The sequence below is a fragment of the Variovorax sp. Varisp36 genome (assembly GCF_047304235.1).
Taxonomy (GTDB): domain Bacteria; phylum Pseudomonadota; class Gammaproteobacteria; order Burkholderiales; family Burkholderiaceae_C; genus Variovorax.
Genome location: NZ_JBGLYU010000048.1, coordinates 21624 through 43025, shown reverse-complemented (window position 1 = coordinate 43025; position 21402 = coordinate 21624). Strand labels below are relative to the sequence as shown.

The following is a 21402-nucleotide window of genomic DNA, read 5'->3' as shown; positions in this document are numbered from 1 at the left end:
GTTCGCTTGTACTTCAGAGGCGGCATGGGTAGCTGCGCCAAAGAATCAGCTGTGACAGACATGCCCTCAATCGCGAATGCGTAGGCCCTCGTATGTCGGGCATCGTGAAAACAGGCACCCGTAAGGTCAATTAAAAGCGTACGGTCGGAACACGTTCACAGTTCTCGCAATCGCGCGGCAGCTCGAAGTCGTTTCATAGGAGCCCGTTGCAATGTCCGTCCCGCAGTCCCTTTCCCATTCGCACATCGATTTCGTCGGCAGCGATTTCGAAGCCCTAGCTTCGCACATGCATCACTGCGCACGTGCCCACGGGCGATGGTTCTCGCTGCGAAGCCACATGCAACGTGTGCGCGCGCTCGCTGCGGGCCGCATTGTCACGATGGCGTGCGTGGCCGTGGTCCTGGGCATCGGCATGTTCGCGGTCACTTGAGCGCCGCTGCCGTCGTCGACCGCCTCCAAGGGCTCAGTCACTACGCCCGGACTCTTCTGCTCGGTCCGCACGACCCGGTAGCCCTCCCGATTCGCGCCGAACTCTTCGGTGCCCAACGTTTCGAACAGCACGGCCACAGCCTGGCCGGTGCCCAGGTGGTGGAAGACGAACACCACCGCGCGCGCGAAGGCGCGCTTTTTTTCCCGCGTGTCGATGAGAACCTCGAGTCGCTGCGCGCCGCCTTCGACTACATCGCGCTGATCTCGCTGAGCGGACGCTATGTGTCGCCGGCGGCTGAATGGCTGCTCGACAACTTCCACCTCGTCGAGGCGCAGCTCCAGCAGATCCATGACGGCGTGCCGCGCAGCTACTACGCGCGCCTGCCCAAGCTCGTCACGCCGCCGCTGGCGGGGCTGCCGCGCGTGTACGGCATTGCGTGGGCCTATGTGGCGCACACCGACAGCGTGCTCAACAAGACGCTGTTCACTGCCTTCCTCAACGCCTACCAGGACATCGACGAGCTGATGTTCGGCGAGCTTTGGGCGCTGCCCACCACCCTGCGCGTGGTGCTGCTCGAAAACCTGCGCCGCGTGGCCGAGCGCATTGCCGAGAACAAGGTCGCGCGCGAGATCGCGCATGCCGCGTGGGACGCGGCGCCGCACCTCTCGGTGCAAGACCTCGACGTGCTGTACCGCGCGCTGCAGAGCCACGGCCTGCAGGACAGCTACCTCACGCAGCTGTGGCAGCGACTGCCCGTCGAGCGAGGCGACGACATGCCCACGCTGGTGCGCTGGACCGAACAGCACTGTCCCAACGGCCCGGCGCTGATCGGCGACGCGCAGAACGCGCAGGCCGCGGCCAATCTCACGGTCGGCAACATCATCACGACCTTGCGCATGATCGGCCAGGTCGAGTGGAGCGATCTGATCGAGCCGGTGAGCCGCTCGCTGCGCGTGCTGCGCGAACTTCCCAGCTTTGCGAACGAGAGCGAACTCATGCGCCAGCAGATCACGCATGCGATGGAACAGGTGGCGCGCAGCGCCGAACGGACCGAGCGCGAAGTGGCGCAGGCCGTGGTCACGCTGGCGTCCAGTGCACCGGCCGAGGAAGCCGGCGCCGAGACCGACCGCGCCGACGGCACCGCCGGCTATTACCTCTTCGGCCAGGGCCGGCCTGCGCTGATCGCGTCGCTGCAGGCGAATGCACCGGCGGGCCATGCCGCACGCGCCGCGAGCACACGAGGCCCCGCGCGCAGCCATCGCGGCTGGCGCCTGCCCGTCTACGTGGGGTCCGTTGCCCTCGGCACCGCGCTGCTGCTGGCGGCCGTGGTGCACGGCCTGCCGCATCGCGGCGACTGGACCACCGTCGCGGCGTTGCTGCTGCTCGCATGGCCGCTGTCCGAAGCGCTGATTGCGCTGGCGCAACGCATCATGGCGGAGTCGGTGCGCGTGCAGGCCCTGCCACGCCTCGATTTCGCGAACGGCATTCCCGAGCGGCACCGCGCGCTCGTCGTCATGCCCACGATGCTGGGGTCGACCGCGAACAACGCCAAGCTCGCGCACCGGCTCGAACTGCACTGGCTCGCCAACCGCGAGGCGCACGCGCAGTTCGCGCTGTTGACCGACTGGGCCGACGCTTCGCAAGCCTCGATGCCCGACGACGTGCCCTTGCTCGATGATGTCCAGCAACGCATCGCCGCGCTCAACGCCAAGTACCCACCGGCCGAAGGCGCCGCGCCACGCTTCCTGCTGCTGCACCGTCCGCGAAACTGGAGCGAGACCGAACAGCGCTGGATGGGCTGGGAGCGCAAGCGCGGCAAGCTCGAAATGCTCGTGCGCCTGCTGGCCAGCGGCGACGGCAGCGGCTTTCTTCCGCTCGCGCCGGGCCAGCAGCTCGCGCCCGGCCGCACGCCCTATGTGCTGACGCTCGACAGCGACACGGGCCTGCCGCCCGGCGCGCTGCGCGACCTCGTGTCCATCGCCGCGCATCCGCTGAACGCGCCCGAGATCGACATGCCAAGCCGGCGCGTGGTCGCGGGCTTCGGCATTCTTCAGCCGCGCATCGTCACGCCGTTCCCGATGCGCAGCGAGCGCTCCTTCTTCCACTGGGTGTTCGCCGGGCAGTGCGGGCTCGACCCCTACGGCAGCGGCGCCTCCGACATCTACCAGGACGTGTTCGGCAGCGGCTCCTTCACCGGCAAGGGCTTGCTCAATGTGCGCGCCGTGCACGCCACGCTGAACGACCGCCTGCCCGACAGCGCCGTGCTGAGCCATGACCTGCTCGAAGGCAGCGTCGCGCGCTGCGCGATGGTCAGCGACGTGGTGCTGGTCGAAGACCATCCGCACCATGCCGGCGTGGCCGCCTCGCGCGTGCACCGCTGGGTGCGCGGCGACTGGCAGCTGCTGCCACTGATGTGGCGTGCGCGCCGCTTCGGCATCGACGCGCTGGGCCTCTGGAAAATGTGCGACAACCTGCGCCGCTCGCTGGTCGCACCAGCATCTTTCGCGCTGCTGGTGCTGGTGATCTTCACGCAGGCCATGCCGCTCGGCTGGGCGCTGGCTGCCGTCGGCGCGGCGCTCACGCTGGGCCCGCTGCTGGGCGCGCTGGCCGGCCTGGTGCCGACACGGCGCGCCATCGAGCTGCGCCACTTCTTCGATGTGGGCACGGTCGAGTTGTTGCGCGCCATGGCCGGCGCAGCCTGGCAGTTTGTGCAGCTGGCGGCGCAGACGCGCCTGCTGCTCGACGCGGCCTTCCTCGCCACCTGGCGGCTGGTCGTGAGCCGCAGGCACCTGCTGCAATGGACGACAGCCGACCAGGCGCAGGCGCAATCGAGCCAGCGCCTGAAGCCTTTCGTGCGCAGCGCGGCCCTCAGCAGCGCGGTGTCCCTGGCGCTCGCCATCCTCGCGAACCGGAGCGCCCACCCGGTGCTCGGGCCCCTGCTCTTCGTGCTCTGGTCCCTGGCGCCCCTCGCGGCCTGGTGGGGCAGCCGCGTCGATGCGCACGCCGAAGACCCGCTCGAGCCCGAAGATCGCAGCTACCTCGAGAAGCTGGCGCACGACACCTGGCGCTTCTTCGAGCACGTGGTGGGCCCGGACGACAACCACCTGCCGCCCGACAACCTGCAGCTCGAACCGCAGCCGACGATTGCGCACCGCACCTCGCCGACCAACATCGGCTTGTACCTGCTGGCCACCTGCTGCGCGCGCGAGTTCGGCTGGATCGACACCGGCTCTTTGCTGGCGCGCATCACCGCCACGCTCGACACCGTCGACCGCATGCAGAAGCACGGCGGCCACCTGTTCAACTGGTACGACACGCAGACGCTCAAGCCGCTGCCGCCCGACTATGTGTCCAGCGTCGACAGCGGCAACTTCGCGGGCCACCTCGTGGCCGTGGCGCAGGCCTGCCGCGCCTTCGCGGCGGAAGCAAGCTGCCAGCGCCGCGAAGCCCCCACGCTGGAAGCACTGGCCCGACGCTGCGACGCGCTGCACGACGGCATGGATTTCAACGGCCTCTACGACGCCAAGCGCCACTTGTTCCACATCGGCCTGCGCGTCGAAGAGAACGTGCTCGACGCCAGCTACTACGACCTGCTGGCCTCCGAGTCGCGCCTGTTGAGCTTCCTTGCGATTGCGAAGGGCGACGTGCCGCGCCGCCACTGGATGGCGCTGGGCCGGCCGTTCCTGCTGGTGGGCTTCAAGCCCAGCCTGAAGTCGTGGTCGGGCTCGATGTTCGAGTACCTGATGCCCGCGCTCGTGATGACCGAGCCCACCGACGGCCTGCTGCAGGTGGCCAATGCCGCGGCCATCGCCGAGCAGCAGGCCTTCGGCCGTGCGCAGAACATGCCGTGGGGCGTGTCCGAGTCGGCCTACTTCGCGCAGGACCATTCGCTGGCGTACCAGTACTCGCCCTTCGGCGTGCCGCGCCTGGCGCTGCGGCGCACGCCACCCACCGACCGCGTGGTGGCGCCCTACGCCAGCCTGATGGCTGCGCCCTTCGCGCCCGAAGCGGCCGTCATCAATCTCGAGCTGCTCGAATCGCTCGGCGCGCGCGGCGAGTTCGGTTTTCATGACGCAATCGACTTCACCACCTCGCGCCAGACCGAGGGGCAGGAGTTCACTGTCGTGCGCAACTTCATGGCGCACCACCAGGGCATGTCGCTGGTGGCGCTGTGCAACGTGCTGCGCGACGACGCGCCGCGCCGCTGGTTCGGCAGTGCCGCGCTGGTGCAGGCGCACGAGTCGCTGCTGCATGAGCGCACGCCGCGCCAGATCATCGGCAGCGCCGACCCGCGCACGCCGCCCGAGCCCAGCCGGGCCGAGCTGGCGCCGCTGTTCCAGCCGCGCGTGGTCGATCCGACGGGGCCGGGCTTCCAGCCCACGCACCTGTTGTCGAACGGCCGCTATACGGTGGCGCTGCGGGCCAACGGCGCCGGCGTGAGCCGCTGGCGCGCGTTCAACGTGACGCGCTGGCGCGACGATCCGCTGCGCGACAGCTACGGCACCTTCTTCTATGTGCGCGATATCGAAAAAGACGGAGGGCAAAGCGAGCTCACCTCGCTCACCGCCCTGCCCGCGCCCGGCGCCGACTGGCACTATCGCACCCGCTTCCTGGCCGACCAGGTGCAGTTCGATGCGACCGGCCCCGGCCTGCAGGTGCGCACCACGGTGCTCATCAGCCCCGAGGACGACACCGAACTGCGCAACATCACGCTGCACAACAGCGGTGACGAAACGCGCACGCTCGAACTCGTCTCGTACTTCGAGCCGGTGCTGTCGAACCCGAAGGCCGACGAGGCGCATCCGGCCTTTGCCAACCTGTTCGTCGAATCGCGCTGGGAGCCCGCGTGGCGCGCGCTGCTGCTGTCGCGCAGGCCGCGCCTGCACGGCGATGCGGTGGTCGCCGCGGTGCACTTCGTGGCTTCGGTCGATGCCAACGTGCTGTCGATCGACAGCATGACCGATCGGCGCGTCTTCATCGGCCGCAACCGCACGCTGGCCGACCCTGCGCTCGACAGGCAACCGCTCACGGCCCAGGGCAAGCAGGTGAACGGCCTGGACCCCATCGCCTGCCTGCGCGTGCGCTTGTCGATTGCCCCGGGCGCCACCGCACGCCTGAGCTTCGCCACCGCTGCCGACGAGAGCATCGAGGCGCTGATGCCCCGCATCGACCGCTACCTGCAACCGATGCACGTGGAGCGCGCCACCCGCATGGCGGCCACGCTGGCGCAGGTGCGGCTGCGCGACCTGAGCATCGCGCCCGCACAGAACCTGGCGCTGCAGGACCTGACAACCGTCCTCACCTACACCACGCCGCGCGTGATGAGCGACCGCGGGCTGATCGACCTGCGCCAGATCTGGCGCTTCGGCATTTCGGGCGACAAGCCCATCGTGCTGGTGTACATCCACTCGATGAACGGCATGGGGCTCATCAACACGCTGCTGCGCGCGCAGCCGTGGTGGGGTTTCGGTGGCGTGGCCTGCGACCTCGTGGTGCTCAACAGCGAGCCGAATTCGTACCTGATGCCGCTGCAGCGCGAGATCGAGACGCTGCGCTCGCGCGTAGCGCAGCAGACGCAGCACAGCTTTCCGCGCAACGACACCGCCAGCTTCTACCTCTTGCGCGACCAGGACGTGGTGCCGTCGGAAAAGGCCGCGCTCTCCAGCCTGGCGCGCGTGGTGTTCACGGCCGACGGCCGCGCGCTCGAAGTGCAGGTGGCGGCGCTGCAAGAGGCACGCAGCCCGGCGATTGCGGACGACAGCAGCGCACCGGTGCAACACCGCACGCCGCTGTTCAACCGACAGGCCGCCTCGCCAACCAACACAGCCCCCACCGGCGACTTCGACGCCGAGAGCGGTGAGTTCCGCTTCGAGGTCGGCCCCGATCGTCGCACGCCGCGCCCATGGATCAACGTAATCGCCAACGCCGCCTTCGGCTTCCAGGTGTCCGAATGGGGCACCGGCTACACCTGGGCCGGCAACAGCCGCATGCACCAGGTCACGCCGTGGTCCAACGACCCGGTGCAGGACCCGGCTTTCGAGCATTACCTGCTGCAGGACGTGGCGACGCGAGAGATGCTGCCGCTCACGCCCGCCGGCGGCGGCGGCGCCAACCGCCACCTCGTACGGCACGGGCAGGGCTACTCGGTTTTCGAATACCGCCAAGGCGAGCTCGTGCTCGAAACCACTTTCTTCGCGGACCGCGACGAAGCCGTCAAGCTGGTGCACGTGCGCGTGCGCAACGAAGGCGCCGGCCAGCGCCGCCTGCGCGCGCTCGCAATGGTCGAGTGGCAGCTGGGTGCCGCGCGCGGCGAACGGCGCACCGTGCACTGCTGGAAGCCCGAAGACCAGCCGGCCGTGTTCGGCCAGCAGCGCGAATCGAGCACGGGCTTCGGCGGCAGCACGGCCTTCCTGCTGTTCGCGGGCCTGCAAGGCACGACGACCGGAGCCACGCAATGGACCTGCGACCGCAGCGAATTCTTCGCCGGCCGCGGCATCGTCGAAGTGCCTGACACGCTGGCGCGCCGCGCCGGCAGCGGGCTCGATGCCTGCGCAGCCACCGGCGGCGAATTCGTCGTTGCATCCGGCGAAACCGCGAGCTTCACTTTCGTGCTCGGCCACGCCGGCACGGCAGACGCCGCGCTCGAACTTGCACGCCGCTGGCGGCAGCGCGATGTGCCCGAGGCATTGGCGCAGGTGCGCGGCTTCTGGGATGACCTGCTGGGCCGCCTGCAGGTGCGCACGCCCGACCCGCTGTTCGATGCGCTGGTCAATCGTTGGCTCGTGTACCAGACGCTGGCGTGCCGGCTCTGGTCGAAAGCCGGCTTTTACCAGGCCGGCGGCGCCTTCGGCTTTCGCGACCAGCTGCAGGACGCAATGGCCTTTGCACTCACCGACCCGCCGCGCCTGCGCGAGCAGATCCTCGTGAACGCGGCGCGCCAGTTTCCCGAAGGCGACGTGCAGCACTGGTGGCACATGCCCGGCGGAGCCGGTGTGCGCACGCATTTCTCCGACGACCTGCTGTGGCTGCCGTACGCGTCGGCGCACTACGTCGAGGTGACGGGCGACGCCTCGCTGCTCGACGAGATGGTCGGCTTCATCGAAGGCCCTGGCATTCCCGAGGGCGCGGAAGACGCCTACTACGCGCCGCAGCACAGCGGCTGCATGGCCACCGTGTTCGATCACGGCGCGCGCGCCATCGACCGCAGCCTGAAGATCGGCGTGCACGGCCTGCCGCTGATGGGCACCGGCGACTGGAACGACGGCATGAATCGCGTCGGCCACGAAGGACGCGGCGAATCGGTGTGGCTCGCATGGTTCCTGTGCAGCGTGGTCGAGCGCTTTGCGCCGCTTGCCGAAGCACGAGGCGAACACGAACGCGCCGCGCGCTGGACCGAGGCACGCACCGGCTGGATCGCCGCGCTGCACGACGCCGGCTGGGATGGCGCCTGGTTCCGCCGCGCCTTTTTCGACAACGGCGCGCCGCTGGGCTCGTCGACCAACGACGAGTGCCGCATCGACCTGATCGCGCAGGCCTGGTCGGTGCTGTCGGGCGCCTCGGGCGCGGCCTACACCGGCCCGGCCATGGCCGCCGTCAAATCGCAGTTGCACGACGAGCCAGCCGGCCTGCTGCAGCTGCTGGCGCCACCGTTTGCCCAGTCGATCAACAACCCGGGCTACATCCAGGCCTACCCGCGCGGCGTGCGCGAGAACGGCGGCCAGTACTCGCACGGCGCGGTGTGGGCGCTCATGGCGCAGGCGCTGCAGGGCGACCATGAAGCGGCCTGGCAGAGCTTCGAGGGCCTGAGCCCGGCCCACCGTTCGCGGCACCCCGAGCGCGGCCCGGTCTACGAGCTGGAGCCCTACGTGATGGCGGGCGACGTCTACGGCGCCGCGCCCTATGTGGGCCGGGGCGGCTGGAGCTGGTACACCGGCTCGGCCGCGTGGCTGCACCGCGCGGCCGTCGAGACCTTGCTGGGTCTGAACGTGAAAGGCAAACAGTTGTCGATGACGCCGCATGTGCCCGCGCACTGGCCAGGCTTCGCGATCGCGCTAAGGCTCGGGGCGCGCGAGTTCACGCTGCAGTGGGGCGACATGGAAGGCGCCTCGACACCTACACACCAACTGGCGGCGGGCGACTGGATCGATTGGCACGCACTGCCGCCAAATTCGACCGTACGGGTTTTGGCATAGAGCAACCTGGCTGGCCACCAGGGAGTCTGGATGTGCAGGGTAACTGTCGGAGGCGAAATCGTGATGAAGGCACCGCTTGGCATCGATGTCAACAGGCGCACCCCAAGGAGCAGGTATTGACGGAACAGCGAATGGCTAGCCTCGGCAGTAGCGGACACTGCGGTAACAGGTCCGACCGGCTACATCCGGTCTGGAGCGGGCCTACCTGAAGGGCGGCTACGCGGCGGTTGCCGACATTCGACGGACTCGCGCGAATAGGTACTATCGGGCGCTGCTTTCGGCGCTGGAGTACGGCGGGCATCAGCCTCTTGTCAGTGAGGCTGACCGGCCTGTCACTCCGCAGATTCTGCGAAACATCTTCCAAGCATCCGAGGAGGAGGCCGAGGAGCTTCACCGACTCGATGACCTGGGACATGCGTAGGCGAAGGCAAAATTCGGCCAACAGCTGACCTTCGCAGCATCGACAGAAATCGCACGACCAGACTCCGATGACATGAGCACAACCGTTCCATCCCTTCGGCGTCTGATGCCTGAGGAAGCTGGCTATCTTTTCGACCTCTGCCAAGCGACCATGCGGGGGTATGTCGAGCAAGTTTGGGGCGCTTGGAACGAAGCGGCCGTTCGGGCGCATCTAACCGAAAGAGCGCAGGAAGGCGCGTTTTTCATGCTCCTCGTTCGAGGCGAGCGTGTCGGGGCGGTCGCGTTCGAGCGTTTTGATACGCACTATCAGATTGAAGACCTTTACGTCGAGCCAGGAAGCCAAGGCCAGGGCATAGGAACGTTCGTCGTGACGCACATCATCGGGATGGCAATGCTGGAAAATGTTCCGGTCCGACTTCGTGTGCTCACCTCGAACCCTGCTCGCCGGTTGTATGAGCGGCTGGGTTTTGAAGTTGTTCAATCCACTTCCGAGCGGTACTTTCTAGAGCGTCCTAGCTGAACGTAGGGGCCGCGACGCGTAGGACAGATTGCGGCCAGAACCAGACGTTCGTCACGGTTCTCCAGATTCTGTCGATCTATTTCACCCCCTTCCTTGGTCGCCAGATACAGTCGAAGGACCATGGCCCAGACAGTCGTCACGCTCACATCGCAAGGTCGGAGGCGCAGCGTGCGAACCGGATTTTCCTGGCCCGCATTCCTGGTGCCGACGCTTTGGGCGCTGTCCGAAGGGCTCTGGCGCCAATGCGCATTCTCTTTACTGGCTGTGCTTGCCTCCCGCATTGCATTCGATGCAGCGAGGATCTACGGCTTCCCATTCTTGGGCATCGTCGGACTGCTGCTTTACCCGTTGATGATGTTTACGTTCGGGCGCTTCGGGAATCGCTGGCTGCTGTCGCAGCTTGTTGCCCGTGGCTGGGCATAGCCAGCCGCATCCGGCCACAACCTGCCGTTCGCAACATGGGGAAATATCAAGCCGAGGGAGGCTGTTCGGTCTCGGTGAAGAAACGCGATTGCGGAGCAATTTGAATGGAGTTATCTATTAATGGCGCCGTCGAATTGCTGCTCGGCAACGCTGGGCAATCCCGCCGCGGGTGCAGCTCTCGCACAGCTTCAGAGTCGATCAAGCGGGTGGCAATGTCAGTTCATAGCCGTACTGGGCGGCGGAGTCAGATATGAATCTTGCCAATTGAGGAGCATTTAGCCCTAAAAGGGCAGGACCAATCACGATTGGAGAACCATACAGGGCAAGACTCATGCGCCCAAGCATGCGCATCAGAATGCCGCGTTTTATTAAGAATTTTTCTGGTTCAATAAGTTTCACAATCACAGATGTCTGCGACCTGAACTTAAAGAATTTTATTTCCTTAATTTCCCCCCAGAGTACGCGTTTGTAGGCTCCAAAGTAGGTGCTGTCTATTATACCTTCGCTATCGATTGTAAAGGCAGGGCTGCGGTCAAAGACTTTTGCAAGCCAGTAAACGCCGAAGGCACCAAAAAGAAGTGCAGCTGTAATATCTCCAAAATGCAAATAGATTGCGGAGAAATACGCAAAATCGGCGGCATGTGGCCACGCTAGCAGCACATCTAGTGCTACAAAACCGAAGCAAATCGATGATGCAAAAAGCAAACGCGATCTCTTTAACAAAAACCGTGTTGTAGGTGCAATAGAAAGACCGGTCATTATTTGCTCTTTACTCACTACTATGAAGATGCATTTTGCACCGAAGTCGATCCAAAGGCGTCATCTATCGGCCCCCACGGTCGAATGGCGTGTGGCAGGATGCGGCCAAAACCGGCCGTTCGCCGGGCCGGCACAATGCGGCCAAAAGCAAACATTTAGACAAGATTTCCCATGTCTTCAGCACTTGCCTTCTACGACCACATTTGCTGGGGGACTAGCACCGCGGTTCACGACATCCTCGGGAGGGCGGCATCGATTGCGTCTGAGCGCTATGGGGCCAGCGACCCGGTGTCAGAGCTACTTGCACGAGAGCTAGCAGAGTACTGGGGAGGCAAGGTCGTCAGCCTGAGTGACGTCGATCTGCCTGTCGATCGGCTTTTTGAGGTTCTCACCGCCGCGCGCGAGCAAGCTTGTGCGAGTGATGAGTTCACTGCGATGGGTCAGAGCTGGCTCACTGGCGCAATGGCGACGTTCTGCAAGGAAGTGGAAATGGCTATCAAGCCGCCACGACGAACTGTGCCCAAGTAGCACGGGGCTGTGTGACTCCGCGTGCACCTTCTCGGATCTACAGACATGGCAAGATTCGGCCACAACCAGTCACTCGGAAACTGTGCTCAAAACCTGTATGACTATCCATGCCAAGGCGCCCGTTGCGTCCAGCGTGCGTCTGCCATGAATCAAAGGAGCGCCGTCGAAGAACTGCAGCGCGAACTCTGTCGTCGGTTGCCCACAGAATTCTTTGCGGCACCGCCGGCCTGTACGCTCGGCATAGCGTTGAATGTTCGCGATGGCATCCTCCCAATCAATGGTCTGAGGCATCCACCAAGCGCCGGGACCAGCGGTTGGTACATCTGGGCCGGCGAGGAGTTCTCGACTGAGGCTGACTTCTTCAAGCCGCTTCACATCGAGCATCTGGACGGGTGGGCGCCCGAAATAAAGAAATACCTTGGATTGCCACCCGGCTGGCGCTTCTTGATTGCGCCGGGCTACGAAGACATCTGGTTCGACGAGAAGCTCTTGCGACTCGACGGCGAATAGCCAGCGCGGCCTCCTCACACAGCTATGGCACAGTTCGGCCACAACCGGTCGGTCGGTTCCCTCCCTCAACTATTTCGAACCTGTGTATGTGGCCCTTCAAGAAAATTGCGACGGCCTCGCCGAAAGCGCTCATCCCAACCCCGGAAATGATCGCAGAGGCCAAGGCCAACCCAGGTGGCTGGGTCTACCAAATCGCGGGAAGCTTCGGCCCGAACGACCGAATCCCTCCGGAGTTCATCAAGGGCGCCTTCAAGGTCGATGAAGATGGCAACATCACGGGTGAGTTCCAAGCGAACCCGAAGTATCGGGGTGAACCCTGAACCTTGGCATGTACAGCCGGACCCGGCCAACTGCGGACATTCAGACCAACCGCCCAACTTGAAGGAATTCGATGGGGTACGACCTGAGCTTGTGCACCGTGAGCGATGAGCAGCTGGACTACCTGCGGGTCAACACTGCGCACACACGTGATTTCATCGTGGGCCGGCGCCCAAGAGCGATTACGACCGAAAAGGTCGGCTCCTGGTTCTCGAAGCGCGAGGTGGCGAAGGAGGTTGAAGTTGACGTCGGATGCGCCTGGCCGGAATCTGAAGCTGTCACCACGGTGCTGTATTCCAATGGCGGGCTCTATTTCGTCCTCAACGGGACTACTGCCGAGGTTGACGGTGTCACGAACTTTCCCAACGTCGGAGGGCGGTTCCGAGGAGAGATGCTTGGACTGGCGGTCGAGCTCGGCGAGCTGCAGCTTGGGCATGCGCACGCTTTTCGAGCAGCGCAGGTAGCGGAGCTTCGTGCGGCGTTGCGCGACTTGGATGCCACCACGGTGGAGAAGCGGTCGCATGCCTACGCTTCGGAGACGGGGTGTGATGGGCAAGAGTTCGCAAACGACGCGCTGGCTGACGTCAAATCGCTGCACGAATTCCTCGACCGCGCTTGCCGATCGAACCTCGGCATGATTTGGTTCTGGGGCTAGCGCGGCTTGCGGCCAGAACCAGACCTTCAACGTCGCCCAATAACGACATGACCCAACCGGACTTTCTTCGACTTTTGCTGTCCATCGACTTCCCAATGAAGTACTGGGCGCTTTGTGACCGCTACCCCCGGAATCCCCAAGCGAGCTATCGTGGTCAAAAAACAGAGGTCCTGTCGGCCTTTCAAGAAGTCGATGCCAACCCGCGCTACGACAGTCGAGACCGGTCATACGAGGTGGAGGCAGAGGTCATTTCGGGTCTGGAGTGGAGCGCGCTCTTTGTGATGCAACGCTCCGGTCCCGAGCTAATGATGTCGGCCGTCGGGTCGAGCGGCACTATCGGCTCGAACTTCGCGGTGCTTGCCTATGACGCGAAGGTTCTTGAGGACCCAACGTTCTCTAGAAGCCCCTTTTCGGGACCTGTACCCTATCCTCGGCCGGATGCGGCTAGCCCTGAGGCATTGCGATCACTCATCCGAGACTTCATCGTTCTTGTCCGAGAAATAAAAGCTGCGCTGCAAGCACATCCGGCTTAGCCAGGCAGGTTGTTTTGGGTCCGCTTTGGAGCGAAGCGAACTTCGGCTTTGGGCCCAAAGCGGGTCCTCGGCGTTGCCCGGAAGCAGCCGTTCGACTCGAAGCTCAGGAGCGCGCCGCCTAAGGCGCCCCCTGGGAGCGGAGTGTTAGCCGTCACGTCAGCGCACCATGGCAGTGCTTGTAACGCCGCCCACTGCCGCATGGACATGGGGCCAGCCGACTTGCTGGTACTGGGATCAAAGACCAATTCTGCCGCCACTTCAAACCAAGATCGACTTGCATGCCACCACCACAATAGGCTGCGAAATTGCCAGTGAACTGATTGGTGCTAATGGTTGTGCCAGTCGGAGTCAGCTTTAAATTCGTGCCACCAATTTCACAATTAACCTCGGCAACCGTTAGCGGAAATTCGAGTTCAGCGTATGGGTGAGTCTTGAACTTAACTTGAAACGCGGCACTATCCTCAACAACGTAAAAACGGATAGCCAGGCTATCCCCATTGGCGTAACGGATACGAAGATCCTTGCCACTAGGCGGCGAAACGATGTCGACCGGGCTGCCAATATTCTCCCAGCAGTTGTCTACGATTTTCACCCGGACTTCGCTGGTAAGGCTAAGCATTTGCACACTAAGCAGCAGATAGCCGTCTTCGTCGCGTGTAAGCAAGACCACCTCGTGGCCATCGATAACAAGAACACGAGGCGTCTCGTAATAGTAATTGCCGCCAACTACCGCCAAGAGTTTGTTTCTGCGCCAATCAAATCGACCGCGAACCAGAGCGGGATCAACTTTTGTCTGCTTAAATGCAGCCAGTTGTTCTTTGGTGTATGCACCGTTGTCAGCCTTCTTGTGGTGCTCCGCGCAGAGTGCGACCATGCCATCAGGGTTGTGATGTGGCTCCACGTTCCATGGTGGGTCAAAGTGATGCCACTCTAAGTACGGATTGCCGCACTCTGGAGCAGGGCAGCCGAATCCGACTTCAGTGCGAAGTTGCTTGATAACAGATGCTGGAGGTTTTCTATTCATTACGGTTGAGTCGCTGTGGGAATGATGGTAGCGCCCCCAGTGACCAATGATGCTCCCAAAGATAGACGAATTTTGAGCGCGTAGAGCCTTCTTTGCGCATCGTTTTCTCTGCCATTGACTGAGGTTTCATCCAGGATCAATTTGCAAACTGGCGCAGCCGTCACATATCCAGCGCCGATAGTTGATGCTGCCACTACGACGCTCGAATTCGGAATGAAAGTGAGCAGTCCGTTCCACCGCCCGCTTTCCAGAAGCAGACCGGCGATCTGAGCGCCCGCTCCTGGCCGGGTGCAGCCTACCAGTACAAGGTCAAAACTGTGGCTTCCCCGATGAACCTTCCCTCCCAAACTCGCAACTCCTGACCCTCGGCGATGCGGGTCCTCACGAGATCCGGGCTGAGGAACTTCACGGGCACGACGCGCGACTCTCCTGGCCGCAGCGGCTCCATTTCGGAAAGGTCAAACCTTCCATCAAAGAGATCACCATCGATGCTCAGCGGGCAGCCCCACCAGTCGGTGGAAGTCGGCCCCGCTCGCCCGCCCGCGTCCGACGGGAACAACCGCAGCTCGACGAGAGCATCAGGAGCCCAAAGCGCCACAACGTTCCTTTCAAAGTGCGGTCACTAGTCACCGCGAATGACCGCAGCCGAGCAGATTCTGCACATCTGGCGAACGTCCGCTGCTGGCCGACTAGAGCCGCCGGAAACCTTCAGCGGTCAGTACGTAAACCGGCATGGCGGGGGTCTCTCCTGGAAGCTCTTCGACCAGCCCAAGGTCGACCAGTTCAAGAATCGCTTCGAGAACATTTTCGGGGTGCGGACCTTCGTCGCGGCTAAGTGCTCTGTCAACGCTGTACCACGTTGCTCGAGTTACCCTCCCGATACTCGCCAAGAGCCTCTGTTGTAGTGCTTCGTTCATCTCAAGTATTCATAGGGCCGAAGGTCCGCCGCCGACTGTAGCCGGATGGCGGTAGGTGTCGCGCATCCCACCAGCGTCAATCCAAACCCATAGGAATACCTGTAGCGCCGTTCAGTTTGCTGATCTTCCACCGGTCGGGATTCAACTGTTCGTAGTCCACGCGGTAGTCAAGGTTGGAGTTCATGGTGAGAAGTAGAACTGTAAAACTCACACCGCCCTCCCGTAGCTCGCGGGCCGATGCAGTCATCCGCTCGTAGAACGCCCCTTCCTTCATGGCGCTCAGGATCGTCACTTCACCTGCTCGCTCAAAAGATGCACTGGCGCTGTCCTGCAACTCGTCGACGTAGTACCGAAAAAACGCACGGGACCAGCCAGGAAACCTCTCCAACATGAACCCAGCGCAAGTCTGCGCGAGTTCCACCACTATTTCGGAGTCGCGCTTGTTAGGGTGCATCGTGGGTGACTGGTTTAGGCTGGACGGTGAACGACAGGTTCTGGCCGAATTTTTCCGAGGTGATGAACGGCTGGTTCTGGCCGATAGTACCCATTCGCGAGAGCGCATCGAACGCCGGCAACCAATCTGAAGCGGGCATTGAACGCAGTCATGCCAATGTCGACCGCGGCCGACGCCGGCCCTTCGGAGTTCTGCTTGTTCAGCGCCCGTCTCTCGCGAAATCTCAGTGGTGCGCCCGCGCATGTCCACCTGCAATCCGCCGCAGCGGTCGAACCGCCAACGCCACAGCCGCGCTCATCGTGCGCAGGGCACCGGGTGCTCCCCGCAGCGAAATAAAGGAGGAGCCCGAAGGGCGGGGGACATTCGCGGAGGGGAGTACCCGGTGGCCTGTGCACGCACTCCGAACAACGGCGGCGCAAAGAGCAAGAGCAAAAAGAATCAGCGCAGCGCTTCGACCAGATCGAGAACCATCCGGTCCGGCCCGAACTTCTCGACACCCCGGGTCAGCAACGCACCGACAGCCTGCGCAATGCCATGGCTGGAAGACGACTGCTCCGCCATGTCGTTGTAGTACCCCAGGTCCTTCTTGGCATTGGCCATCGAGAACTTCAACGAGTCGGTGCTGCCCGTCAGCAGCTTGGGCTTGACGCGTTCCAGCGCCACGCCGTTGCCGCCGCCCTTGGCGAGCACGTCCACGAACACATCCGGCGCCACGCCCGCGCGCTGCGCACAGGCAGCCGCTTCGCACAGCAGCGCGACCGTGCCGAGCGACACGAAGTTGTGCAGCAGCTTCATCGCATGACCGGCACCGATGCCGCCCACGTGCGTGACGTTCTCGGCAAAGCAGCGCAGCAGCGGCAGGCACGAAGCCAGCACCTCGGCGTCGCCACCCACCAGCAGGTTCAGCCGGCCCTCGGCGGCTTCCTTCGCGGTGCGGGTCATCGGCGCATCGATGAACCTGCCGCCCTTGGCGCTCACCGCTTCCGCCACCTTGGCGGTGGAGGCGGGCACGGCCGTCGAGCAGTCGATCACCACCGTGCCGGGGCGCAGGGCAGTCAATGCACCCTTGTCGCCGAGCATCACCGCCTCGACCTGCGGCGTGCCGGTGACGCAGAGGATCAGCACGTCGACCTGCGCGGCCAGGGCGGCCACGTCCTTCACCGACGTGGCGCCGGCCTTCAGCAGGCCGTCGATCGGCTGGTTGCCCGCGTGTTCCAGCACCGTCAACTGGTGGCCGTGCTTGACGATGTTGCTCGCGATGCCGTGGCCCATCAGGCCGACGCCGACGAGGCCGACTTTGCGTGGGGCTTGCTGTTCAGTGGTGGTCATGAATTGTTCATCCGTGCTTGATGGCGATGGTCTTGAGGGTCGTGAATCCGAGCAGGGCCTCGAAGCCCTTCTCGCGGCCGAAGCCGCTGGATTTCACGCCGCCGAAAGGCAGTTCTACACCACCCGCCGCACCGTAATTGTTCACGAAGACCTGCCCGCAATGCAGCTTGTGCGCCATGCGCAGCTGGCGCGCGCCGTCGCGTGTCCACACGCCGGCCACCAGGCCGAAGTCCGTGCCGTTGGCCAGGCGCACCGCCTCGGCCTCGTCGGCGAAGGGTGTCACGGCCAGCACCGGGCCGAAGACCTCGCGCTGCGCGATGTCGCTGTCGTGCGGCACGTCGCGGAACAGCACGGCCTCCTGGTAGAAGCCCGTGGCCGATGCGTTGGGCGACACCGTGCCGCGCGCCGCCACCTTCAGGCCGCTGGCCTCGGCGGTCGAGACCATGTCGCGCACCTGGCGAAACTGTTTCTCGTTGATGAGTGGACCCATGTCCAGGTCTTCCGCGGGCGTGCCCGCGCGAACGGCCGTGAAACGCTTCGCGAGGCGCTGCACCACCTCTTCGTACACCGACTGCTCCACCAGCACGCGGCTGCCCGCCGAGCAGGTCTGGCCGGCGTTCTGGATGATGGCGTTGAGCAGCACCGGTTCGGCCGCGTCGAGGTCGGCGTCGGCGAACACGATCTGCGGCGACTTGCCGCCCAGCTCCAGCGTCACCGGGCAATGGCGCTCGGCCGCGGCCAGGCCCACGCTGCGGCCGGTCATCGTCGAGCCGGTGAACGAGATGTGATCGATGCCCGGGTGCGCGCACAGCGCCGCGCCGGCTTCCTTGCCGTAGCCCGTCACCACGTTGAGCGCCCCGGCCGGAAAGCCCACCTCGGTCGCGATCTCGGCCAGGCGCAGCAGCGACAGGCTCGCGTCTTCTGCCGGCTTCACCACGCAGGCGTTGCCGGCCGCGAGCGATGCGCCCACGCTGCGGCCCGCGATCTGCATCGGGTAGTTCCAGGGAATGATGTGCCCCGTCACGCCATGCGGGATGCGCACGGTCAGCACGGTGTAGCCGCGCTCGTAGGGCAGGGTGTCGCCATGCAGCTTGTCGCAGGCGCCGGCGTAGTACTCGAAGTAGCGGGCCAGCGCGGTCGCGTCGTTGCGCGCCACGCGCAGCGCCTTGCCGGTGTCGCGCGCCTCCAGCTGGGCCAGCTCCTCGTGGTGTTCCAAGACGGCGGCACCGAGCTTGGCGAGCAGGCGGCCGCGCTGCAGCGCGGTCATGCCGCCCCAGGGGCCGTCGAAGTTCTCGCCCATGGCCTGGCGCGCGGCGCGCACGGCGGTGTCGACGTCGGCAGCCGTGCCGCGTGCGATCTCGCCGAATTTCTGGCCGTCGCTCGGGTCGATCACGTCGATGGTGGCGTTGCCTTCGGACGGTACGTGGCGGCCGTCGATGTAGTGGGTGGCGTTCATGAGGTTGTCTCCTTGCGGCCGATCACTTCGGTTCGGGCCAGGGGTGTTGGGCTTCGCGGATCTGTTCGAAGGCGCGGCTGAATTGCAGCACGCCCAGGTCGTCGAAGCGGCGCCCGGCGATCTGCAGGCCAATCGGCATGCCTTGCAGGCCCTCGCCCGAATAGCCGCAGTTGATCGAGGCAGCGGGCTGCTCCGACATGTTGTAGGGCACCGTGAAGCCGATGTGCTCCAGCGGCAGCATCGGGTCGTTGGTCGGCGAGGCGTGTTCCGCGGGCGCGGGCATGTTGGGCGACACGGGCGAGATCACGAAGTCGTAGGCCTTGGTAGCGGCGACGGTGGCCGCGCGCGTGGCGACGAACTGGCTGTAGGCGTCGAAGATGTGCGCGCCCGAGAAACCGGCCGCGCTCTCGGCCCACTCGCGGATGTACGGCAGGATCTTCGCGCGCTTTTCCGCGGTCATCGCCTGCATGTCGATGCACGAGCGCATGCGCCAGAAGTGGTCCATGCCCTGCAGCATCTTCGGTGTCATGAAGGCACCGATTTCCTCCACATGCGCGCCGGCCGCCTCGATGCGCTTCGCGGCGCGGCGCACGGCCTCGGCAATCTGCGGATCGAGCGGCAGGCCGCAACCCGCGTCCATGTGCAGCGCCACGCGCTTGCCCTTGAGGAACGACGGGTCGACCTCGAAGGCCGCCCAGTCGATCGCGGGCGCGGGCAGCTCCGAGTAGTCGCGATCGTCGGGCTGCGCGATCGACGCCATCATCAGCGCCGAGTCGGCCACCGTGCGCGTCATCGGCCCGGCGCAGCGGCCCATGTAGGGCGTGCTCAGTGGAATGCGGCCGAAGCTGGGCTTGAGCGTGTAGATGCCGCACCAGCTCGCAGGCAGGCGCAGCGAGCCGCCGATGTCGGTACCCACGTGCAGCGGGCCGTAACCCGCAGCGGCCGCCGCGCCCGCACCCGCGCTGGAACCGCCGGGCGTGCGCGACAGGTCCCACGGGTTGCGCGAGAGCTCATGAAAGCTCGACAGGCCCGACGACAGCATGCCCAGGTCGGGCATGGTGGTCTTGGCGACCAGTACCGTGCCGTCTTCCTTCAGGCGGGCGGCGGGTGGCGAGTCTTGCAGCATCGGCACGAGGTCGTAGGCTGCGGTGCCCAGCGGCATCGGGTCGCCTGCGGTCGCGAGGTTGTCCTTGATGGTCACGGGCACGCCGTCCAGCGTGCCGCGCGGCTGGCCGGCCAGCCAGCGCGCTTCGGAGGCGCGCGCCTGTTCGAGCGCCAGTTCGGGGCGGAACAGCCATGTGGCATGCAGCTCGGGCTCGTACGCGGCGATGCGCGCGTTGACCGAGCGTGCCACTTCGACCGGCGAGAGTTCCTTGGCGGCGTAAGCCGCGTGCAGCTCCTGCACGCTCAGGGAATACAAGGGCTTGGTCGTCATCGCATCAGCCCCACGAGATCGCGGCCAGGTCGTTCACCACGATCGGCATGCTCGGCCACAGGCCCTTCACTTCCTTGCGCGCGATGGTCGGGAATACCGCCTGGTACAGGAAGCCATTGACCGCGTCCGTGGCCAGCTCGCGCTGCGCCTCGGCCAGCAGTTCGGCGCGGCGCTTCTTGTTCTCTTCGTTCTGGATGGTGGCGAACAGGTCGCGGAACTTCTTCGAGTCGTAGCCCCAGTAGTAGTCGGGCTCGGTGTACTTCACGAGGTCGAAGGGCTCCACGTGGGCGACCATCGTCAGGTCGAAGTCGTGCGCGCCGCCGAAGGTGCCGCTGAGCCACTGGGCCCATTCGACGTTCTGGATCTTCACGTGGATGCCAATCTGCGCCAGCTGCGCCGCGATCACCTCGCCGCCTTGCCGCGCATACGAAGGCGGTGGCAGCTGCAGGCGCAGTTCGAGCGGCGTCTTCACGCCGGCCTCGGCCAGCAGTTTCTTCGCCTTCTCTACGTCGTAGGGGTTCAACGCGGTGGTGTCGATGAAGCCCGGCGCGCCCAGTGCGTAGTGGCTGCCGATGGGCTTGCCGAAGCCATCTGCCGCGCCCTGAACGATCGCGTTGCGGTCGATGGCCGCCAGGATGGCGCGGCGCACGCGCACGTCGTCCAGCGGCTTCTTGCGGTTGTTGATGGTGAGGATCACCTTGCCGCGCGTGCCGACCTCGATCACCTGGAAGCGCGGGTTGCCCTTGAACTGGCTCACCGAGCGCGTGCCCGCGCGCGGGAAGATGTCGATGTCGTTGGCCATCAGCGCGGCGGTCTGCGCGGCGGTGTCCGACATGAAGCGGAAAACGAACTTCTCGGTCTTCGCGAGGTTAGGGTCGCGGTACGTTGGCGACTTCACCAGCGTGCACGAGGCGCCGCGCTGCCAGGCGCTCAGCTTGTACGGGCCGGTGCCCACCGGCGCGGTGGCGTTGGTCTCGGCGCTCTTGGGCTCCACGATGCAGGCGGTCGACTGGCCGAGCATGAAGGGCAGGTCGGGATTGGGCAGCGTGCTGTTCACGCCGACCATGTAGTCGTCGAGCACCACGGTGCCGATCTCGCTGAAGAAGCGTTTGTCCTTGTTGGTGCTCTTGGCGCCGCCCGCGCGGTCGAACGAGAACTTCACGACCGATGCGTTGAAGGGCTGGCCGTTCTCGAAGCGCACACCCTTGCGCAGCTTGAAGACGAAGGTCTTCATGTCGGGTGACGAGGTCCAGCTCTCGGCCAGCATCGGCGTGACCGAGCCGTCGGCGTTCACCTTGGTGAGCGTCTCGAAGATGTTGTACTGCGTGATCTCCGCGATGGCCGATGCGGCGCCGGTCGTCGGGTCCAGGCCCGGCGGTTCGAGCGGCATGCCGATCGTCAGCGTGTTCTTGCCGGCCTGCGCACGCGCCTGGGGCAGGAAGACACCCGGGATTGCCGCGGCCATGGCGGAAGTCATGAGTGTGCGTCGCTTCAACATT

The 21402-nt window shown here is 64.7% G+C and carries 16 protein-coding genes; 8 read left to right on the top strand and 8 right to left on the bottom strand.

The annotated features are described in order from the left end of the window. Positions 1–426 precede the first annotated feature (426 nt). The 3 genes from ACCD11_RS23290 to ACCD11_RS23280 all read left to right on the top strand — a co-directional run bounded on the left by ACCD11_RS23290 (position 427) and on the right by ACCD11_RS23280 (position 9985). A complete protein-coding gene (locus tag ACCD11_RS23290; RefSeq protein WP_413315620.1) occupies positions 427–8622 on the top strand; it encodes a GH36-type glycosyl hydrolase domain-containing protein in 8196 nt (2731 codons plus the stop codon). A 493-nt stretch (positions 8623–9115) separates the two neighbouring features. Next, positions 9116–9562 (top strand): GNAT family N-acetyltransferase, encoded by a 447-nt coding sequence (locus tag ACCD11_RS23285; protein ID WP_413315619.1) that lies wholly within the window; start codon positions 9116–9118, stop codon positions 9560–9562. Between the two features lie 120 nt (positions 9563–9682). Next, the gene (locus ACCD11_RS23280; RefSeq protein ID WP_413315618.1) at positions 9683–9985 is read left to right on the top strand and encodes a hypothetical protein; all 303 of its coding nucleotides are present in this window, start codon (positions 9683–9685) and stop codon (positions 9983–9985) included. Positions 9986–10183: 198 nt separating this feature from the next. Here the strand turns inward: ACCD11_RS23280 and ACCD11_RS23275 are convergent, their stop codons facing one another. Next, positions 10184–10744, bottom strand: a complete 561-nt coding sequence (locus ACCD11_RS23275) for an STM3941 family protein (RefSeq protein ID WP_413315617.1) — start codon at positions 10742–10744, stop codon at positions 10184–10186. 171 nt (positions 10745–10915) lie between these two features. Here ACCD11_RS23275 and ACCD11_RS23270 point away from each other — a divergent pair, with 171 nt between their 5' ends. The 5 genes from ACCD11_RS23270 (at position 10916) to ACCD11_RS23250 (ending at position 13288) form a co-directional block, all read left to right on the top strand. Then, entirely contained in the window at positions 10916–11272 is a 357-nt protein-coding gene (locus ACCD11_RS23270) for a hypothetical protein (RefSeq protein WP_413315616.1), read from the top strand. Between the two features lie 45 nt (positions 11273–11317). Continuing rightward, a complete protein-coding gene (locus ACCD11_RS23265) occupies positions 11318–11782 on the top strand; it encodes a hypothetical protein (protein WP_413315615.1) in 465 nt (154 codons plus the stop codon). A gap of 86 nt (positions 11783–11868) precedes the next feature. Beyond that, a complete protein-coding gene (locus ACCD11_RS23260; protein ID WP_413315613.1) occupies positions 11869–12102 on the top strand; it encodes a hypothetical protein in 234 nt (77 codons plus the stop codon). A gap of 71 nt (positions 12103–12173) precedes the next feature. Further along, complete coding sequence (locus ACCD11_RS23255) at positions 12174–12755, top strand: hypothetical protein (protein WP_413315612.1); 582 nt, start codon at positions 12174–12176, stop codon at positions 12753–12755. Between the two features lie 47 nt (positions 12756–12802). Beyond that, positions 12803–13288 carry a hypothetical protein gene (locus ACCD11_RS23250; protein ID WP_413315611.1) on the top strand — a complete coding sequence of 162 codons (486 nt, stop codon included), beginning with the start codon at positions 12803–12805 and terminating at the stop codon, positions 13286–13288. A 151-nt stretch (positions 13289–13439) separates the two neighbouring features. On the opposite strand, the gene ACCD11_RS23245 is transcribed toward ACCD11_RS23250, so the two are convergent. From ACCD11_RS23245 to ACCD11_RS23215, 7 genes are all read right to left on the bottom strand, one after another. Continuing rightward, positions 13440–14312, bottom strand: coding sequence for an SEC-C metal-binding domain-containing protein (locus tag ACCD11_RS23245; RefSeq protein WP_413315610.1), 873 nt, complete (start codon positions 14310–14312; stop codon positions 13440–13442). A gap of 993 nt (positions 14313–15305) precedes the next feature. Then, positions 15306–15683 carry a hypothetical protein gene (locus ACCD11_RS23240; RefSeq protein WP_413315609.1) on the bottom strand — a complete coding sequence of 126 codons (378 nt, stop codon included), beginning with the start codon at positions 15681–15683 and terminating at the stop codon, positions 15306–15308. Beyond that, positions 15673–15822: a hypothetical protein gene (locus tag ACCD11_RS23235; RefSeq protein ID WP_413315608.1), complete on the bottom strand. Its 150-nt coding sequence runs from the start codon at positions 15820–15822 to the stop codon at positions 15673–15675. Before ACCD11_RS23235 ends, ACCD11_RS23240 begins: the two co-directional genes overlap by 11 nt. A gap of 299 nt (positions 15823–16121) precedes the next feature. Then, positions 16122–17012 (bottom strand): NAD(P)-dependent oxidoreductase, encoded by an 891-nt coding sequence (locus ACCD11_RS23230; RefSeq protein ID WP_413315607.1) that lies wholly within the window; start codon positions 17010–17012, stop codon positions 16122–16124. A 7-nt stretch (positions 17013–17019) separates the two neighbouring features. Beyond that, complete coding sequence (locus ACCD11_RS23225; RefSeq protein ID WP_413315605.1) at positions 17020–18468, bottom strand: aldehyde dehydrogenase family protein; 1449 nt, start codon at positions 18466–18468, stop codon at positions 17020–17022. Positions 18469–18490: 22 nt separating this feature from the next. Beyond that, entirely contained in the window at positions 18491–19903 is a 1413-nt protein-coding gene (locus ACCD11_RS23220) for an amidase (protein WP_413315604.1), read from the bottom strand. Positions 19904–19907: 4 nt separating this feature from the next. Further along, complete coding sequence (locus ACCD11_RS23215) at positions 19908–21401, bottom strand: ABC transporter substrate-binding protein (RefSeq protein WP_413315603.1); 1494 nt, start codon at positions 21399–21401, stop codon at positions 19908–19910. Position 21402 lies beyond the last annotated feature (1 nt).

Bases quoted from the DNA above. Each gene is read 5' to 3' on its own strand.
- ACCD11_RS23285 (WP_413315619.1), top strand. From the start codon at position 9,116: ATGAGCACAACCGTTCCATCCCTTCGGCGTCTGATGCCTGAGGAAGCT.
- ACCD11_RS23270 (WP_413315616.1), top strand. From the start codon at position 10,916: ATGTCTTCAGCACTTGCCTTCTACGACCACATTTGCTGGGGGACTAGC.
- ACCD11_RS23235 (WP_413315608.1), bottom strand. From the start codon at position 15,822: ATGCCCGCTTCAGATTGGTTGCCGGCGTTCGATGCGCTCTCGCGAATG.
- ACCD11_RS23245 (WP_413315610.1), bottom strand. From the start codon at position 14,312: ATGAATAGAAAACCTCCAGCATCTGTTATCAAGCAACTTCGCACTGAA.
- ACCD11_RS23255 (WP_413315612.1), top strand. From the start codon at position 12,174: ATGGGGTACGACCTGAGCTTGTGCACCGTGAGCGATGAGCAGCTGGAC.
- ACCD11_RS23230 (WP_413315607.1), bottom strand. From the start codon at position 17,012: ATGACCACCACTGAACAGCAAGCCCCACGCAAAGTCGGCCTCGTCGGC.
- ACCD11_RS23265 (WP_413315615.1), top strand. From the start codon at position 11,318: ATGGCAAGATTCGGCCACAACCAGTCACTCGGAAACTGTGCTCAAAAC.
- ACCD11_RS23215 (WP_413315603.1), bottom strand. From the start codon at position 21,401: ATGTTGAAGCGACGCACACTCATGACTTCCGCCATGGCCGCGGCAATC.
- ACCD11_RS23250 (WP_413315611.1), top strand. From the start codon at position 12,803: ATGACCCAACCGGACTTTCTTCGACTTTTGCTGTCCATCGACTTCCCA.
- ACCD11_RS23240 (WP_413315609.1), bottom strand. From the start codon at position 15,683: ATGCACCCTAACAAGCGCGACTCCGAAATAGTGGTGGAACTCGCGCAG.
- ACCD11_RS23225 (WP_413315605.1), bottom strand. From the start codon at position 18,468: ATGAACGCCACCCACTACATCGACGGCCGCCACGTACCGTCCGAAGGC.
- ACCD11_RS23260 (WP_413315613.1), top strand. From the start codon at position 11,869: ATGTGGCCCTTCAAGAAAATTGCGACGGCCTCGCCGAAAGCGCTCATC.
- ACCD11_RS23275 (WP_413315617.1), bottom strand. From the start codon at position 10,744: ATGACCGGTCTTTCTATTGCACCTACAACACGGTTTTTGTTAAAGAGA.
- ACCD11_RS23280 (WP_413315618.1), top strand. From the start codon at position 9,683: ATGGCCCAGACAGTCGTCACGCTCACATCGCAAGGTCGGAGGCGCAGC.
- ACCD11_RS23220 (WP_413315604.1), bottom strand. From the start codon at position 19,903: ATGACGACCAAGCCCTTGTATTCCCTGAGCGTGCAGGAGCTGCACGCG.